This is a genomic window from Maribacter aquimaris (assembly GCF_014596745.1).
GTDB classification, from domain to species: domain Bacteria; phylum Bacteroidota; class Bacteroidia; order Flavobacteriales; family Flavobacteriaceae; genus Maribacter_A; species Maribacter_A aquimaris.
In genome coordinates this window covers 100,947-119,585 of the sequence record NZ_JABTCF010000012.1, presented here as the reverse complement: position 1 = coordinate 119,585, position 18,639 = coordinate 100,947, and the positions used below count along the sequence as shown (strand labels likewise).

Sequence of the window (18,639 nt, the reverse complement as noted above, 5' to 3'; positions counted from 1 at the left end):
GTTATTGAGGTTTTGAAATCCTAATATTCCTCCAATTAACCTTTATGCCACCCCCATCATGGATTTGTAAGGCGATGGAACCTTCACCGGCACCTATTTTTTCATCCTGAATGGTGACCATCTCCACTCCATTCAACCAAGAGGTCAAGGTGTCGCCATTCATCCGAATTTTCATTTCGTTCCAATCACCCATCTTTAAGGCTTTGTCTTTTTCTGGATCTGGTTTGATCAACCAACCACGCCCATAGGATTCGTAAACCCCACCAGTGCTATGGCCCGGAGGAGCCACTTCAACTTGCCAACCACTAACTTTAGTGCCTTCTATCGTGGAACGAATAAAAACACCACTATTACCATTAGCTTCCTGTTTAAATTCCAGGGTAAGCGTAAAATCCTTGTAGTGTTCATTGGTCGCCAGATATCCGTATTGTTTGTCAGGCCCACTTTCACAAACCAACAAACCGTCTTCCACGTACCACTTTTCGGTACCATAGACCGTCCACCCGGTAAGGTCTTCTCCGTTAAACAAGGGTTTTTCCTGGGTAAAACCCGATGCGGAAAAGAGTAAGGCTACTAGTAGTAAGGCATTTTTCATTATTGATTATTTTTAGTTTGAATTCTATTGTATAAGCCAAAAAGTAAGAACATAATTCCCTATAACCATTGGGACCATGGAATCCTACTCAAAATAAGTATTAATCCGAGTCCGTAAAACACGGCAATACTCTTGAATTTTTTATGGCCTTCCATAAACTTCTTATGCCTAGACCAGCCTATGGTTATCAAAACCAAAGCTATAATGTTGATAAAAGGATGTTCAACGGCCAACAATCGGGAAGCCGAATCCATTCCGCCCATACCCAATTGCTGTATGGCATTTAAACCGTTGGGAGATACAAAGAAAAGCAGAAGCCCCACCAAGAGTTGTAAATGACATAGGATAAGCGCGAAAAGGCTTATACGGAAGTCTTTTTGAGGTAAAAACATTTTATTGCTAACCAATCCGATGATAGCATTGGCTACGGCCAAAAATAATACAGCTAATGCCACGTAGGCCAAATACGAGTGTAATTGCAGTACCCATTGATATGCAAGTCCTGGTTCTTCCATAATTTTTAAGTTGATTAATATGATTGCCTAAAAATACTACTTTTTACGCATAAAAAATAAGATCTATGCCTTATACCACGAACCCCCAAAAACAGTAATTTTGCTTTTTCTTTTCTGATATAAACAAACGTCATGGACAAGCTTAAAAAAACGGCGGATCTATTGTTGGACATATCCTCCCTATTAATGGTATCAGGAGCTAACACCAACAGAATAAATCTAAGTCTTACCCGGTTCGCTTCCACCTTAAATTGCCAGGCCTATAGTATGGTCACCCATAAGACCCTGGTTTTAACCGTTACCGATAATGAAACCGAAGCAACTTTTACAAGAGTCAAGAAAATACCTAAGTACCGAATCAATTTTTCTACCATTTCGTCTATTAGTAGAGCGAGTTGGAGTGCTTTAAGGGATGATTGGACCATAGCCCAAATAGAAAAAGAATTACATATCATAAAATCACATAACAGGTATCCCAGAACCTTAGTCCTTATAGCCGTGAGTCTCGCTGGAGCCGGGTTTTGTAATATTTTCAAGGGGGATTATCTAAATATGCTCGTGGCCTTCATCAGTACCTTAATAGGCTTATTTATTCTACAAACCGCCCATAACCACAAAATCAACGCCTATATAGCGACTTTTCTGGCCTCCTTCTCCGCCTCTTTCCTTGCTTCATTGGGTGTGTTCTACCATTTAGGGGAGCACCCCCAAGCAGCTTTGGCAACCTCTGTATTATTTTTAGTACCCCGAGTTCCCTTGATAAATTCCTTTACGGATCTATTGGACAACAACATACTGAATGGCATGGTTAGATTCACAAATGGGGCGATGACCTTTCTATCCATTGCCCTTGGACTTTTCGTTACCATGTTACTATTTCAATTGAATTGATGGAAGAAGCTATAATTAATGTATTGGAGTTATCCATATGGTCAGGTATTGCGGCTGTTGGCTTTGGAATATTGTTCAATATTCCCCGTAAAACCATTTTGGTCGTATTTTTTTTGGGGTTCGCCGCAGGTCTGGTGAAATTCCTACTTATTCATTTTAATGTCAATATCGTATTGTCAAGTTTAGTGGCTGCCAGTTTTGTTGGGATTTTAAGTAGCCCATTAGCCCACAAGGTCCATCATCCGCCGGTCGTTTTTTCGATTCCTGCCGTTATTCCGATGATTCCAGGGTATTACGCCTATGAAACCGTACTGTCTATAATGTCATTTACTTTTATGGAAAAGGGGAGCCCGGAAAGAGTTGAATTAATCGTGTCCATATTCTATAATGGTTTTACCACCTTATTCATTCTGATTGCAATTACTATTGGGGTGTCTTTGCCCCTCCTGCTCTCTAGAAAGGAAACCGTTAAAAAAGCCGATGATAAATAGGCTTGTATATCAAATTTTCTACTTACATAAGTCATTTGTTCTCTTGGAACAATTACCTCTTGAGCATAAAAAAACCCCGACGTTGCCGTCAGGGTTTTTTAAATACTATTTCAATCCTTAGAAATTGAAACGTAGACTAACGTTATATGTAGTTCCATTACCCAAGTAATAACCATATTGATCCTTTTGATTAATAAAGTTTTCACCAAACAGATTATAGACATTACCTCTAAGTCTTAAATCATTTGATCCTAAAGAGAAATCATAAGTTAAACCTGCATCAAATAGAGTATAGGCTGGTAATTTCTCTGCTTGGTATACATCTCCAGTGGAAGCAATATCAATTACATCTTCAGTATCAACAAAGCCATATAATTTAGTATAAATGTTCATATCTATGTCAAAACTCAAGTTTTTAAGGACGTCAACATCAAGACCAAAACCAGTAGATACTTGTGGGGCATTACCAACATAAGTTCCTGTAAGGTCAATTTCGCCCCTTTCCAATACATCGCTTGATCCTGATCCTTGATCTTGTACTTGGATACGATATGGTGTTGATCCATCATATTCCCAATCACCAATTGTCCCATACCATCTCAACATCAATGCAGTAGATGGCCTATATTTAAAATCTGCCTCAAGACCCTTGTGTACCTGTGAAATACCAGTATAATAATAATAAACATCAGTGTCAACACCATCTACCAATGTTGACCCCCCTACAGATAAAAATCGATTTTTCCAATTGGTATAGTAGGCATTAAGGTTAATAACGATATCGCTGGATTTAAAAGTATACCCGGCTTCCAAGCCAAGAACCTCCTCATTATCAACATCCCCATTATCTACCAAATCATTTCCTTCAGTTACATTATCGAAAATATTATCCAAAAATGGTTGGCGAGAATAATAACCTGCATTAGCAAAAACTTTATGGTTTTCAATAAATTCGTAAGCTAGACCTCCTTTTAGGTTATAACCGATTTTATTTATTTTATCTGATTTTTCATCAGTGGGCGTCGTATACCTCTCTTCTCTTTGATAGGATTGATTAGACAAGGCTCCTTGGAAAAAACCTGAAAAACCATTATTGGCATATTCAGCTTGTGCGAAAATACCTTGATAATTAATCCATTCAGAATAATCTCGATCATATCTTTGATCAGAATCAGCATAATCAAAAAGTGCAGACCAAGGATTTGCTTTAAAGGTTTCTGATAACACATAATCACTATCCCTTCTAGCTGATTTATAATTGTCCTTAAAACCATCCAGTCCTAATAAATCTACCAATTGCCTAAAGTGTGTTCCCTTATAAAATCTAAAATCAGCACCTACATTGAAAGACCAGTTCTCTTGAGTATCGTAGTTGTAATTAGTTATTAAACCATACCAATTATGGTTGTTGACAGATGATCTAATTACACCTCCATTACTATAAGATCCTAAATTATTGGCATCCGATTCTGCTAAATTGTTTGCATAAACCGCATCAAAATCAGCAAGTCCTTTATCTGAAGTTAAAAGATTATAAGTATCTGAACTTGCACCTAAAGCACCTGTTCCTCCTCCTCTACCCCAAGAGGCATATAATACAGTTGATAATGTTTTATTATCACTAATATCCCAATCCCAGTTAAGATTGGCAATTGGTTTGTGATAATAATTTTTTCTCCAAGTGGTCCATTCACCATCTAAGAAACCAGCATTATCATTATATTTTTCTCCATATTGTTCGTACTCCTCCAAATCTTTGGAATAGTTTTGACCATGCCATTGTGGAGCACCAGTCAACAAAAAGTTAATTGTATGGTTCTCATTAGGAACATACCCTACAGAAAAAAAGTAGTTTTGCCCCTGCCCGCTAGTACCACTTGCATATTTCCTATGTGCTTGCCAATGATCCAACATGATAGAATAAGCCCATTTACCTTGAAGTCCCGAATCATAAGAAACCGTAGTTTTAGCATAACTATCATTACCTGTTATGAAACGAACAAAACCACCTTGTTCCCTATCCAAAGATTTAGAAACAATATTAATTGTTCCTCCTACAGAAGAGATTGCCAATTTAGAAGAACCTAAACCTCTTTGCACCTGCACGGCATTGGCAACATCGGTCATCCCTGACCAGTTAGACCAATACATTTTCCCATCTTCCATGCCGTTTATAGGTTGACCATTCAAAAGAAAAGCAGTATTTGATTGACTAAAACCCCTTAAATACATTTGGGAATCTCCAAAACCACCTGCTTGATTGGAAACATATACGTTTGGAGTGTTTTTCATTATCTCAGGAAACTCAACGTTACCCACACCTTTTGTTTGAATTTCCGCCACAGTAATAGTTGAAACGGCTATTGGTGTTTGCCGGGACCCCGCAAGGTCAATAATGCCCGAACCAACAACAACAACTTCCCCTAGTTGCTCAGCATCCGGTTCCAATGAGATTGAACCTAAACTACCAGCACTTTTAAAAGCTACGTTTTTGGTCACATAACCCATGTAAGAAATAACCAATGTTCCTGAACCATCAGTAACACTTAAAGAAAACTTACCATCAAAATCCGTGGTTGCGCCCTTTGTTGTTCCCTTTACAACAATACTGGCACCCGGTAGTGGGTCACTTGTCTCACCGTCCAATATTGTACCGGTGATCGTTTCTTGTGAAAATGCCATAGCAGTCATTAAAAATGCTGCCAAGACCATGTACATTTTTTTCATTTTTTGAGTGTTTAATTTGGTTTAATACAAAGTGCAAATGTGATCTTTTTTAATGGACCGTATATTAAGCCTATGTTAAATTTAGCGTGTTAAAATTAACATAAAAAAACACTAATTCGAGCTGACAGACAATAAGTTATCAACCTTTATTAAGAAATGAAAATAAGATGGATTATTTCTTAAAAAATTGTAAAAGATTCAATGTAGAGCTATCATGATCGGATATTTCCAAACTATCGATATCCTTAAGGATATTTGTTGCCAATTGTTTTCCCAGTTCAACCCCCCACTGATCATAGCTGAAAATGTTCCAAATCACACCCTGCACAAAAATTTTGTGCTCATATGCCGCGATCAAAGCCCCAAGACTCTGTGGGGTGAGTTTATTTATCAAAAAGGTATTGGTGGGTTTGTTACCCGCAAAAACCTTAAAAGGAAGCAATTTTGAGATTTCTTCCTTAGAAAGATTCTTCCCTTCCAGTTCACTGCGAACCTCTTCAACCGTTTTGCCATTCATTAAAGCTTCAGTCTGTGCAAAAAAATTGGCCATCAACTTATTGTGATGGTCGGTATCGCCATGAAGGGATTCCTTGAAACCGATAAAATCTGCAGGAATCAATTTAGTCCCTTGATGGATCAATTGAAAGAAGGCATGCTGGGCATTCGTACCCGGCTCTCCCCATATAATCGTTCCTGTTTGGTAATCGACAGGGTTACCGTTACGGTCTACACTCTTACCGTTACTTTCCATAATACCCTGTTGCAAATACGCAGAGAACCTACTCAAATATTGGGTATAGGGAATAATTGCCTCGGTTTCAGCCTTATGAAAATTGTTATACCAAACACTAAGCAATGCCATGATCACCGGAATATTACTATCGAATTCCGTGCTTTCAAAATGTTCATCCATGGCATTGGCCCCCTTTAAAAGGCTATCGAAATTTTCATAGCCTACCGCCAGTGCAATGGTAATCCCAACCGCACTCCATAATGAAAAACGACCACCGACCCAATCCCACATAGGAAACACATTCTCAGCAGCTATCCCAAATTCGGATATTTTCTCCGTATTGGTAGAAACGGCGGCAAAATGCTTGGCTACATCTTCTTGGGTAGCCTGTTTTAAAAACCAATTTTTAATCGTAGTGGCATTGGTCAAGGTTTCTTGGGTGGTAAACGTTTTTGACACCACGACAAACAATGTCGTTTCCGGATTTAATTCCTTTAAAACCTCATACACATGATCACCATCTACATTACTCACAAAGTGGGTCCTTAAATGGTTTTTGTAAAATTTCAAGGCCTCAACCACCATAGCGGGCCCCAAATCAGAACCCCCGATCCCTATATTGACGACATCGGTAAAAGCCTTCCCCGTATATCCTTTCTTCTCCCCGGAGATGATCGATTTTGAAAAAGACCTTATATGTTCCTTTACTTCATAGACCTCGGGAATCACATCGACACCATCGACCAAAACCTTATCGGATTTCTTGGCCCGTAAGGCTGTGTGCAAAACCGCCCTATTTTCGGTTTGGTTTATAGCTTCACCATCAAAATATTTTGAAATGGCATCCTTCAAATTAACCTCATCGGCCAACTCCAACAATAATGATAACGTTTCCTTGGTAATCCTGTTCTTTGAAAAATCAAATAAAAAATCACTCCATTGGATACTGAAATTATTCGCCCGATCACTATCCGCAGTGAACAACCCTTTTAAGTGATCGCTCTTCGTAGTTGCATAATGTTGGATTAGTTTTTTCCAGGCTTGTGTTTTTGTTGGGTCAATACTTTGTAGTGCCATGTTACTCGTTAAGTGTTAGCAGTTCTTCTTCCTTTTGTTTTTCAATATATTCAATACAATCCAATTGCTCCTTTAATGGGGCAATGAAAGCAAAATAATCAGGCCTTAACTCCTCAGCCAAAGGCTCTGCCTGTGGCAATTCTTCTTTTAATGGGTCGATTTGACTTCCGTTTTTCCAAAAACGGTAGCATACATGTGGCCCTCCCGTATTACCGGTCATTCCTATCCAACCTATGACATCCCCTTGTCGTACGAATTGTCCTTTCTTGACATTCTGGTTTTTCATATGGAGATACTGTGTGGAATATGTACCATTATGACGGATTTTTACATATTTACCGTTACCCCCCCTTCGGGTAGATTCGGTAACCGTACCATCTGCGGTAGCCATTATGGGCGTTCCGATCGGTGCCGCATAGTCGGTTCCTTTATGGGGTCGTATTTTATATCCATAATATCGAATTCTTCTTTTAAGATTATATCTTGAAGATATCCGACTGAACTTAACGGGTGCCTTCAAAAAGGTCCTTCTCAGATTATTGGCCTCTTCGTCAAAATAATCAACCAACCTTTTTAGGGAATCATTTTCATAGGCAAAGGCATAAATAGGCCTGCCATTATGCTCAAAGTAAGCCGCTTCAATAGCCTCAGCACCGGCATAAATAGAGTCATTGATATACCTTTCCTTATAAATCACCTTGAATCGATCCCCTTTTTGAAGTCTAAAGAAATCAATGGTCCAAGCATATATCTCGGATAAGTTATTCGTCACATTATAATCGATACCTTGATCCAGTATGGCTTCCGACAACGATGTTTCTATAATACCGGAAGCTTCCCGCTCCACATATTTGACTTCCTTCTTATCTTTATATGCCACGACACTATCCCTTAGGTCAACCACGGTATAATTTATGGCGTCGTTTTCATAGATAAAGACTTGTGCTGTTTCGGTGGTATCCTTTGATTTCAGAATAACATAAGGTTTGCCCACACGGATTTTACGCACATCGAAAGTATCTTTGAAATCCTGGGAGATTTTGGCAATTTTAGGATAATCTACCTTATTGCTCAACATCAGTTCACCAAAACTATCCCCTCTTCGCACCGTGTCGTGCTGGACCGTAAAGTCATCAAAGTTAAAACCATATCGCTTTACAATGGTCTGTTCTTGAACAATTGCCATTTCATTCGCATCACTTTTGATGGAATCTTTTTCTTTTTCTTCCTTACAGGATACAAATAGTAGCAATGCTGCTGTAAAGATGCCCCAATACTTTTGCATTATTGTTTTATGGTTTTATTCGGATTGAACAAATGGTCTACCCATTGTTTCCCCCAATCGTTTAATTCTTCTAGTGTATATAATTCAGGGAAAAATACGACTTTTTGAAAACTTGGCGGCAAATATTCCTTCCAATTTGTGCCTCCTGTAGCCTCTATCCCGCCACTTTCTTTTCCCAAATACCTATGGGCAGAACCCATATGCATTAACGGCCAGTTAATGTTCGCATTTATATCCAATGTCCTTAACGCTTTGACCAGCCCTTTATTATTCTTTTTATCGTCAGGAAGTTCCAAATATTTATGATATATGGTACTGTGCTTCACTTGTTTGGAAATTCGAATCAATCTTGGTGTATATCTGTATTCAAATTGCTTTAAGGTCAATGTCTTTTCACCCGTGGCCAAATCAGTCGCACCTTTCTTCCAATAGATGCGCTCATAAAGATCCTCGATGGGATTTTTATCCGAAAATCGGTCCCTTTCACTATGGTGTACCAGATTTTCTAGAGGGGTGGCATAAATTTCGATCATTCTATATTGGGCCGATTGAAATCCGCTTGCTGGCAAAAGAGCCATTCTGTATTGCAGAAACTGTTCCCGTTCCATGCCTTTGATCATAATGCTGAAGGAGGATATCAGGGCCTCAAAGTAACTATTGATTCGCCTGGCCTTTTCTATATAGAAATCAACATCCTGCGCCTTATGGTCTACAAACTGTTTTTGCTCATGAAGTATAAGCTTAAAATACAACTCGGTTATTTGGTGGTACATAATGAAGATTTCCTCATCGGGAAAATAAGTTCGTGGTACCTGAAGACTTAATAGGGTATCTAAATGGATATAGTCCCAATACGTAAGATAACGTTGATGAAGGAGTCCGTCTAAATAAGAACTTAGATCTTGACCAGAATCCTTATATTTTTCCTCTAGTTTTGATATTTGGGACTCGATCTTCTCTTTATTATCCATTATAGGGTCAATCCATTAGTATTTTAAACTGGTATTTTAGTCCATTATAGCCATCAAGATCGGCTTTTATCGAACCTACCGCCAAGTCGGCCTTGATTCGGATGGGAATCCTATTTTCATCTTTGGAAACCCAAAGTGTCAGACTCTCTTTTTCCTTGAACACCCTTCCGGATTGCACCAAAGGTCTAAACTTATAACATTCAACCTTTCCATATTTGGTCTTAATGGTTTCATTACCCAAATATTTTAATTGAAAATCGAAAATACCGTCATCATCATACAGTAATTTCAATTTTATGGCTTCCCCTTTTACTAAATCCTCCGGCTCATAATTGTTCCTGAGGTAGTAAAATGCGGAAATAAGATCTTGAATGCTATCTTGGAGTGCAAAATTAATCTTTTTCTTGTTTTTTTTATCATTCAGGATGGCTTTATCCCTTTTATGGTCAAAATTGATTTCAACATCCTTTTTATAACCACCTTCATCTATTTTTCGAACAAACCGATAGGGCTTACCATCTTGTTTGTCAAAATAGCTTTCATAGGTATCATCTACCTTAAAGAAAATACTCGCAAAACCCGTGGTCTTGCCCCTGCCCACTACATGATAGACCTCCTTACCCTCTATTTTGGCCGATTTAACCTGCAATGTAGCATAACTAGCATTCAACCAACCGTAATGCATACGGAATTTCAACCATTCCCCAGGTTCAAAAACCGACTCATTACTTTGTGCATTCAAGCCAAATGAAATGGTCAAAAATAATATTGTTAGTAATAATCTCATACTTTAAGATTTAGTAAATCTACTAAAAGAGAATTAATCCAATTGCATATTTATAATTACTTAAACAATATTTGTTCCAAAGTATTGTATAAAAAAAAAGCCCAGTCTTACAACTGGGCTTTTCCTAAATAACCAACCAAACTTTAAATTATGAAAAACCAATACTTAAAGTTGTAAGGGAACCACCCCTTACATGAGCAAATTTAATACATCCCCATGGTACCCAAAACCCTTTTAACGTACTTTAACTAAACCCTTAACAGTTATTAAGGGAAGCTTATTGAAAATTGGGAAATCGTTAAGAAATATACCATCCGTTTATAGTGTTCCCCTTGATTCCTGCTCCCTTTCTATAGCCTCAAAAAGTGCTTTGAAATTTCCTTTTCCGAAAGACTTGGCCCCCTTTCTTTGTATAATTTCTATGAACATGGTAGGCCTATCCAATATCGGTTTGGTGAATATTTGCAACAAGTACCCCTCTTCATCCCTATCAATGAGGATACTCAACGCTTTTAAAGGCTTAAGGTCTTCGTCTATTTCACCAACCCTATCCAAAACATCCTCATAATAACTTGGGGGAACGGTCAAAAACTCGACACCCCTATTCCGTAATGCCGTTACCGTTTCGATGATGTTATCCGTAGCCAAAGCCATGTGTTGAACCCCAGCCCCATTGTAAAATTCGATATACTCCTCGATTTGGGATTTCTTTCGACCTTCGGCAGGTTCGTTTATCGGAAATTTTATCCTGCCATTACCATTACTCATCACTTTGCTCATTAGAGCGGTATATTCCGTTGATATATCCTTGTCATCAAAGGAAATCAATTGTGCAAACCCCATGACTTCTTCATAAAATTTACACCATTTATCCATTTCATTCCAACCGACATTGCCAACCATATGATCTATATATTTTAGACCAACTGAAGCAGCTTTATATCTTGGATCCCATTTCACATAACCAGGCAAGAACACCCCCTTGTAGTTAAATCGTTCCACAAATAGGTGTACCGTTTCCCCATAGGTATGTATACCTGAAAAAACAACCTCCCCATTTTCATCCTTTACCCGATTAGGCTCCATATATCCTTTTGCGCCCCTGGCAGTTGTCTCCTTATAACTATGGGTGGCATCATCGACCCAAAGGGCAATGACCTTTACCCCATCGCCATGGGCGTCGATATGCTTATTGATGGGCCCGCCCGACTTTAAGGGGGAAGTAAGGACCATCCGTATTTTATCTTGTTCTAAAACGTAGGAAACCCTATCCTTTAAACCGGTTTCCAAACCGGCATATGCCAAAGGCTGAAAACCCCATGCAGAAATATAATAGTGCGCGGCCTGTTTGGCGTTTCCAACATACAGCTCAACAAAATCAGTACCCAACAAAGGCAGGAAATCTTCCGCGCCTGGATTTTCTTTTGGTAATCTTAAGGATGTATTATCTAAAGTTGACATGATATTGGAATTTTTATGGTGATAATGAAAAATGGTTTTTTTTAAACCTAAGGTTATTGGGAAAATGAACCTTTTGGTCTTACCACATCGCCCTCAAATGGGCAGTTATATCAATTCTCTTTTTTATCATGCGAAATATGCGCTTGGACAAATATCGTAAAAATCCAGTTATGAAGTCTTAAGTTGTTTAAAACCAATATCCTAAACTAAAAAAGAACCTATTGTTACCCTCTGGGGACCAAGAGTACATCACTTGCAAGGGGCCCATGAAGGTTTCAAGACCATAGCCTATACCATATCCCGAATATTTGGGTACATCAAACCATTCCCCAGTCCTAAAAAGATCATCGTCCACGTTGGCAAAATTAGCCACTAGCATAAAATGGTTTTTGGCTGCTATTTCCCAATCCAGTCGACTATAGGCCTTAACATAACTATTACCGGGAAGGGACAAATAATCGTATCCGATAAAAGGCGTAAAATTATTGATCAGATGGGTACCATACCCCCCTAAAACAAAATCAAAAGCGGTAACCCCCGATGTGCCCAACTTAAAACCACCCTCGGTTTCTATATTCAACGATAAATTTTCGGTCAAGGAAAATGCGGCACCCATCCTTGCTTTGGCAATCGAGAACTCCTTGAAGTTATCATTGAAATCAGATGATAAAAGGTAGAAATGGAAATCCCCATCAAAAAACAGTCCACGTGTCGGAAAATAGGTATCGTCATAAGTATCTAACTTCAATTGGCCATAAGCACTGTAAAAATTGCTTTTTTCAAAATAAGTACGGTCCTCTGTGGAATTTGCGAATAATTCACCCCCTTCATCAGCCATGGCCCCCAATGTTTTGGTACTATATTTTAAAAACTTATGTTCGATACCCAAACTAATGCCAAATTCCTCCTGAAGTGCAGTCTGTACATAGATTTGGTTGGTCACATCCAAAACATCCATATTCAAAGTGTTGATATTGATACCGGAAGGAATTTGAAAATTGTTTTTGATCAAGTCAAAATTGATCTCCTTTCCAAAATTATTATACCTTGAATTTACTCCAAAGCTCCAATAGGAACCCTTATCAATATAATACTGCATATTGTAACGCACTTGATCTCCTAAAATCAAATCGAAGGAAGCCACATCGTCGCCGAAAAAAAGGTTCTTTCGTGTAAGGTTGATAAGCGCCGCACTATGGTACAGGTCATCATAATGGGCCCCGATTTTAAGGAATGTCTTGTTTGGGGATTCATTCAACTTCAAAATAAGGTCTTCCCCATCCCCATCCGATAATAGCTCATACCGAATTGAAGTGAAGTTCCCCGTTGCCGCCAAATTACTGACCCCTTGCTGCAGTTTTTGGAAAGTGGTCTTGTCGCCTAAATTAAATCTAAGTTTTCCCTTCACATACCCACGGGTATAGTTGTCTACATCACCCCTGATCACTAACCTGGTAATCAACAAACTATCTACAGGCGCTATGTGTTTCTTTGATTTGTACTCCGAGGTTTGTTTTGAGGCAACAACTTTTAGTTCATCATATTTTTCCTCGGCGGCCTTCTTCCCTTTTTCGATGATTTCATCATCCAGGTCAAAATCCATCACCGAATAGTTCATCATATCCGGCTTAATATAAACATCTGTCATTGCCGATTTTTCGACCATATTCTTCACCGTCCTGAAATTGCTGATCTGCAACAATATTTCGGTAGCGGAAAGAAGACTACCCCTATCCCTCAATCCGTGTTGTACATCAACACCGATTATTAGATCGGCCCCCATTTCCTTAACTTCCTCTACAGGATAATTGTTAACAACACCACCATCAATAAGCACCTTGCCATCAATTGTTGTGGGCTCGAACAAAGAGGGCAAGGTACCCGAAGCCATGATCGCCTCTGGCAAATACCCTTTATCAAGTTTGATCTGCTCCCCTGTTTCCACATTGGTGGCAATGCACACAAAAGGGATGGGTAGTTTACTAAAATCGTGGATATCCTTTACATGGTACAAACGTTTCACCAGTTCGTTATAAATATTCTGACCTCCAGAAAATCCTTGGGGTACGGAAAGCTTAAAATTGTTAAACGGTAAGTTTATGGCATACCTTTCAGAATCTTCCTTTTCATAAAATGTCTTTGCGCTCCTGGGAAGATTGTCATTAATGAGACTTGTAAAATCGATACTCCGGAATATTGAATCGAGTTGGGATGCTGAATAGCCCGATGCATAGAGCCCCCCAACAATGGCTCCCATACTCGTACCCGCGATATAATCGATTTTAATGCCAGCCTCCTCAATTACCCTAAGTGCCCCGATATGGGCCAAACCCTTAGCACCGCCACCACTCAAAACCAAACCTATCTTTATCTCTTTTTCTTGATTTTGGTTTTGATTTTGGTCTTGGGCAAAGACCTGAACGGCAAAAAGGAGAAATAATAAGGGAGTCAATGTTTTCATATCTATACTAGGTCGTGATTTTCAGTGAAATGTTTTATAAATCTTGTTTGCCTTGGCGTTTCCTACCACGGCGGATAGATCTTCGAGTGATGCTTCTTTGATCCTTTTCACCGATTTGAATTTTTTCAGTAGATCCCTCGTTGTTTTCTCACCCACCCCATCAATACCTTCCAAAACCGAATTTATGGCCGCCTTGCTTCTTTTATTCCGATGGAAGGTAATTCCGAATCGGTGTGCCTCATTCCGGAGTTGTTGCAAAATCTTTAGGCTCTCGGACTTTTTATCCAAATACAAGGGTACGGAATCCCCAGGGAAATAAATTTCCTCCAATCTTTTGGCTATACCTACAATCGCAATTTTACCCCTTAACCCAAGAAGATCCAAACTCTTTAAGGAAGAGGACAACTGCCCCTTACCCCCATCTATGACGATCAATTGTGGTAAAGGTTGCTCTTCGTTCAACAATCTTTTATAACGCCTGAAAACGACCTCCTCCATTGAAGCGAAATCATCAGGACCTTCGACCGTCTTTATATTGTAATGCCTATACTCTTTTTTGGAAGGCTTTCCGTTCTTGAAAACCACACAGGCTGCTACGGGATTACTACCCTGTATATTACTATTGTCAAAGCATTCTATATGACGTGGTTCTTTTGATAATCGCAAGTCTTTTTTCATTTGTGCCATGATCCTTTTCGTATGGCGTTCCGGATCCATGATCTTAATCTGATTGAATCTTTCCTGCCTAAAATATTTGGCATTCCGTATAGAAAGATCCAAGATCTTGCGCTTATCCCCTAATTTGGGGATAGTTACTTTTAAATGGGGTTCAACAGTCACCTTAAAAGGGAGGTAGACCTCTTTGGATTCTGAATTGAAACGTTGCCGTAGCTCAAAGATCGCCAATTGCAACAAGTCCTCGTCCTTCTCTTCCAATTTCTTTTTGATTTCCATGGTATGCGACCTAATGATCGAGCCATGGGACAATTGTAAAAAGTTAACGTAGGCAAAAGCGTCATCGGTAATGATGGAAAAGACATCAACATTATTGATCTTCGGATTTACGATGGTCGTTTTCGACTGGTAATTCTCAAGCACCTCGATCTTGTCCTTGAATTGCTGCGCTTCCTCAAAGCGCATTTCATCTGCAAGCAGCCTCATTTTGTTTTTGAAAGAATGTAACGAGGATTTAAAATTACCTTTCAATATATCGCGAACCTCATTGACCTGTTTATCATATTCAACACTACTTTGAAAACCCTCACATGGGCCTAGACAATTCCCCAAATGATACTCAAGGCATACCTTATATTTACCAGCCCTGATCTTCGCTTCGGATAAATCGTAATTGCAGGTTCTAATGGGATAAATATTCTTAATCAAATCCAACAAGGTTTTGATCGTATACATACTTGTATAGGGACCAAAATATTCTGACCCATCCTTAATCATCCTACGGGTCGTGAATATTCTCGGGAAACGTTCTTTTTTGATACAGATCCAGGGATAGGACTTATCATCCTTAAGCAGTACATTATATCGCGGCCTATACTTTTTTATTAGATTATTCTCCAACAGTAAAGCATCCGATTCCGTGGAGACCACAATATGACGTATATTCTTGATCTTCTTTACGAGAATACGGGTTTTTCCGTATTCGTGGTTTTTGTTGAAATAAGAAGACACCCTTTTCTTAAGGTTTTTGGCCTTGCCTACATACAAAATCTTATCCTCCCCATCAAAGAACTGATATACCCCAGGACTATTCGGCAATGTGCTGATCTGTATATTTAAGGGCAATTGGGTCATTGATGCTCGAAAGAGGATTAGATTCTAAGTTATCCGTTAATTTACTACGCTTTTCAATCAAATAAAAGGTGTTTCGATATTATTCGCTACTACGCGACACAATAAAACCATGGACCGTACAACGTCTATTCCCGAAAACAATACCTCAAGAAAATAAAATGCATTCCCAAAAGGGCATCACTTTGCTATTTTCGGTATATTTAGCCTTATTCGTAAAGTTCCACTTTACAAAAGTACCTCGTTTTTCTTCTTGTTCATAACCACCCTTATATATATTCCTCGGTGGTCGTTCAACGACTATTCTTTATCAAAATGTTAAATTTTGACACAATTAGTGCATTTCATCGATAAAAAAGCGCACTTAATAGGATTTTAATAATTTTTTTACCTATATTTAAAGTATCAAAATCAAAATTCGCATGGACAATTATATTATAACCCTCGGTACTTATTTGATATTAATGTTGTTTTTTAAAATTTATATTGCCGTAGCTGCAAAAGAATAAAAACGACTTATTATCTTTAATCGTAAATATTCGATCTTCTTATATGATGAAGTCAGATTTACGATTGTGTTATTCCAAATTAAGAAATGAAATACCTTCTGGTAAAATTTCTGATTTGAGTTTATTGATTGCAAACAAAACTTTAGAACTCCCTATTTGGGAATTTGAGTTTTACCACATTTTCTTGCCAATTCCTGGCAAAAAAGAAATCGAAACCGAATTTTTACTATCCATTTTACAGGGAAGGGACAAACATGTCGTTCTTCCAAAGATGGAAGGTGATACATTAATCCATTTTTTACTTACCGACAACACCAAAATTCAACCAAATAAATGGAATGTTCCTGAACCCGTTGATGGCATAGGCATACAACCTTCTAAAATCGATGTAGTTTTCATGCCCTTACTTGCCTATGATAAAAAAGGGAACAGGGTGGGTTATGGCAAGGGATATTATGATAGGTTCTTACAACAATGCAGGCCCGATGTAATTAAAGTCGGTTTATCCTTATTTGAGGCAGAACAACAGATTGAGGATGTTTTTGAAGATGATATCCCCTTGGACTACTGTATCACTCCATTAAAAACCTATTCATTCCCAGTATCCTGATTTTCTTCAATCGCATCGTCTTCCTTTTTGTGTGCAAACGCCTTCTTATTGAATACCAATAGAATACCAACCCCCGTACTGATTGACATATCCGCTATGTTAAATACCGGATCGAAAAAGCTAAAGCTTTTACCCCCCAAATAAGGAATCCAATTCGGCCACGTGGTGTCGATCATTGGAAAATAGAGCATGTCTACCACCTTTCCAAAAAACCATCCACCGTAAGGTTCATCGGAGAATATCGTCGCAACTTGGCCAATACTCTCATTGAAGAGCATACCATAAAAGACAGAATCGATGATATTTCCCAAAGCTCCAGCAAAAATCAACGAAACCGCAAAAACCAAGGTTCCGGAAAATTGTTTCTTGATACTATCGTAAAGCCAATAACCGATACCTGCAACCGCAAATAGTCGAAATACCGTCAATATCAGTTTTGCGGTGTGCTCGGAAATCGGTAAGAAATCATTTAGTTTTGCACCCCATGCAGCTCCTGAATTTTCAATGAAATGGATTTTGAACCAATCAAAAACCACATAAGAATCACCTAGGACGAAGTGTGTTTTGATATAGATCTTACTTAATTGGTCAACAAGCAGGACCAAGATTATTATCAGTACGGATTTTTTAATATTCATCGGATAAAATATAGGTTGCCAAAAATAGGTATATTATTCCATTTTCATTAAATGTATATCGCCTGTGGTGGTGCTTATATCATAAAAATCTTCCCCCTTAGGAATGGAATCACTTTCAATTTTCCCAAAACCGGTCTTTGTTTTAAACATTGCGGACTTTGTTCTCACGTTGATATCCCCACTACGGGTGATTACTTTGGCAGTACCATAAAACAAATCAAGATTACAATTTCCATCATCCAAAACAACCTTTAAACGATCATAAGTCCCTTTTGCAAAGACATTGGTAGCAGTACCCAAGATGCTAATCCTCATATTCTTTGGAACTTGTACTTGGAGTGCTATGGAAATTACCTTATGGGCGCTTAATTTATCATTGGGTTGAATAAAATCGGGGTAAAAACCAGCACTTAGTTCCACGATAGGACCATTATGCTCCAATTTGACCAGTAGATCATCACGATACTCGCCGTCTATATGTGCCTCTACCACAATCTCCTTTGATTCCGAGGTTGCCAACTCCACTCTAAAGCAGTTATCCGCATCTATTATCAGAAATGATGTTTCTGGGTCAAGAACGGATTTCCTTACTATCTTTTGGGCGTTCAACACAGTGATGCCCATCAGTATAAAAACAATAAAAATGTTTCTGGATCTACCAATCATTCGAAAAAAAACGCCCAAAAGGGCGTTCGTATTATTTTTGCATATTTTTAGCCTCGATACTCAGCGTGGCATGGGGCACCAACTTCAATCGATCCTTATTGATCAATTTCCCCGTTACCCTACAGATACCATAGGTTTTGTTTTCTATGCGCAACAAGGCATTCTTCAAATCGCGAATGAACTTCTCCTGACGGATGGCCAACTGCGTATTTGCCTCCTTACTCATGGTCTGGGAACCTTCCTCGAAAGCCTTGAATGTAGGCGAGGTGTCATCGGTGCCATTATTACCATCGTTCATATAGGAGCTCCTTAACAACTCCAAATCGCTTTTGGCTTTGACAATCTTTTCCTCTATCAAAGCTTTGAATTCTGCCAAATCCTTATCGGAATATCTTACTTTTAAATCTTCTGCCATA

16 protein-coding genes are annotated in these 18,639 nt (G+C 38.7%); 3 read left to right on the top strand and 13 right to left on the bottom strand.

The genetic code is table 11. The annotated features are described in order from the left end of the window. Position 1: 1 nt before the first annotated feature. Positions 2-595, bottom strand: a complete 594-nt coding sequence (locus tag HPE56_RS16920; RefSeq protein ID WP_188244937.1) for a 3-keto-disaccharide hydrolase — start codon at positions 593-595, stop codon at positions 2-4. Positions 596-654: 59 nt separating this feature from the next. Then, entirely contained in the window at positions 655-1,110 is a 456-nt protein-coding gene (locus tag HPE56_RS16915) for a hypothetical protein (RefSeq protein WP_188244936.1), read from the bottom strand. A 132-nt stretch (positions 1,111-1,242) separates the two neighbouring features. On the opposite strand from HPE56_RS16915, the gene HPE56_RS16910 reads away from it, so the two are divergent. Next, positions 1,243-2,001, top strand: a complete 759-nt coding sequence (locus HPE56_RS16910) for a threonine/serine exporter family protein (RefSeq protein WP_188244935.1) — start codon at positions 1,243-1,245, stop codon at positions 1,999-2,001. Further along, positions 2,001-2,492 (top strand): threonine/serine exporter family protein, encoded by a 492-nt coding sequence (locus HPE56_RS16905; protein ID WP_188244934.1) that lies wholly within the window; start codon positions 2,001-2,003, stop codon positions 2,490-2,492. The genes HPE56_RS16910 and HPE56_RS16905 overlap by 1 nt, the downstream gene beginning before the upstream one ends. A 117-nt stretch (positions 2,493-2,609) precedes the next feature. On the opposite strand, the gene HPE56_RS16900 is transcribed toward HPE56_RS16905, so the two are convergent. The 8 genes from HPE56_RS16900 to uvrC all read right to left on the bottom strand — a co-directional run bounded on the left by HPE56_RS16900 (position 2,610) and on the right by uvrC (position 15,803). After that, complete coding sequence (locus tag HPE56_RS16900; RefSeq protein ID WP_188244933.1) at positions 2,610-5,219, bottom strand: TonB-dependent receptor; 2,610 nt, start codon at positions 5,217-5,219, stop codon at positions 2,610-2,612. Between the two features lie 172 nt (positions 5,220-5,391). After that, positions 5,392-7,029, bottom strand: a complete 1,638-nt coding sequence (pgi, locus tag HPE56_RS16895; protein WP_188244932.1) for a glucose-6-phosphate isomerase — start codon at positions 7,027-7,029, stop codon at positions 5,392-5,394. Between the two features lies 1 nt (position 7,030). After that, positions 7,031-8,314, bottom strand: coding sequence for a peptidoglycan DD-metalloendopeptidase family protein (locus HPE56_RS16890; protein WP_188244931.1), 1,284 nt, complete (start codon positions 8,312-8,314; stop codon positions 7,031-7,033). Then, positions 8,314-9,285, bottom strand: coding sequence for a tryptophan 2,3-dioxygenase family protein (locus HPE56_RS16885; RefSeq protein WP_188244930.1), 972 nt, complete (start codon positions 9,283-9,285; stop codon positions 8,314-8,316). The genes HPE56_RS16890 and HPE56_RS16885 overlap by 1 nt, the downstream gene beginning before the upstream one ends. 7 nt (positions 9,286-9,292) lie before the next feature. After that, complete coding sequence (locus HPE56_RS16880) at positions 9,293-10,072, bottom strand: DUF3108 domain-containing protein (protein ID WP_188244929.1); 780 nt, start codon at positions 10,070-10,072, stop codon at positions 9,293-9,295. A 318-nt stretch (positions 10,073-10,390) separates the two neighbouring features. Beyond that, the gene (hppD, locus tag HPE56_RS16875; RefSeq protein WP_188244928.1) at positions 10,391-11,533 is read right to left on the bottom strand and encodes a 4-hydroxyphenylpyruvate dioxygenase; all 1,143 of its coding nucleotides are present in this window, start codon (positions 11,531-11,533) and stop codon (positions 10,391-10,393) included. A 187-nt stretch (positions 11,534-11,720) separates the two neighbouring features. Beyond that, positions 11,721-13,994: a patatin-like phospholipase family protein gene (locus HPE56_RS16870; protein WP_188244927.1), complete on the bottom strand. Its 2,274-nt coding sequence runs from the start codon at positions 13,992-13,994 to the stop codon at positions 11,721-11,723. A gap of 21 nt (positions 13,995-14,015) precedes the next feature. Next, positions 14,016-15,803: an excinuclease ABC subunit UvrC gene (uvrC, locus tag HPE56_RS16865; RefSeq protein ID WP_188244926.1), complete on the bottom strand. Its 1,788-nt coding sequence runs from the start codon at positions 15,801-15,803 to the stop codon at positions 14,016-14,018. A 549-nt stretch (positions 15,804-16,352) separates the two neighbouring features. Between uvrC and HPE56_RS16860 the strand changes: the two genes are divergently transcribed. Beyond that, positions 16,353-16,919 (top strand): 5-formyltetrahydrofolate cyclo-ligase, encoded by a 567-nt coding sequence (locus HPE56_RS16860; protein ID WP_188244925.1) that lies wholly within the window; start codon positions 16,353-16,355, stop codon positions 16,917-16,919. Here HPE56_RS16860 and HPE56_RS16855 read toward each other — a convergent pair. The 3 genes from HPE56_RS16855 to HPE56_RS16845 all read right to left on the bottom strand — a co-directional run bounded on the left by HPE56_RS16855 (position 16,898) and on the right by HPE56_RS16845 (position 18,638). Beyond that, on the bottom strand, positions 16,898-17,557 hold the full coding sequence (locus tag HPE56_RS16855) for a lipoprotein signal peptidase (protein ID WP_188244924.1): 660 nt from the start codon (positions 17,555-17,557) through the stop codon (positions 16,898-16,900). The genes HPE56_RS16860 and HPE56_RS16855 overlap by 22 nt on opposite strands. Positions 17,558-17,590: 33 nt before the next feature. Next, positions 17,591-18,181, bottom strand: coding sequence for a DUF4097 family beta strand repeat-containing protein (locus HPE56_RS16850; RefSeq protein ID WP_223170356.1), 591 nt, complete (start codon positions 18,179-18,181; stop codon positions 17,591-17,593). Positions 18,182-18,254: 73 nt separating this feature from the next. Next, positions 18,255-18,638, bottom strand: coding sequence for a TraR/DksA family transcriptional regulator (locus tag HPE56_RS16845; protein ID WP_109648652.1), 384 nt, complete (start codon positions 18,636-18,638; stop codon positions 18,255-18,257). Between the last annotated feature and the right edge of the window lies 1 nt (position 18,639).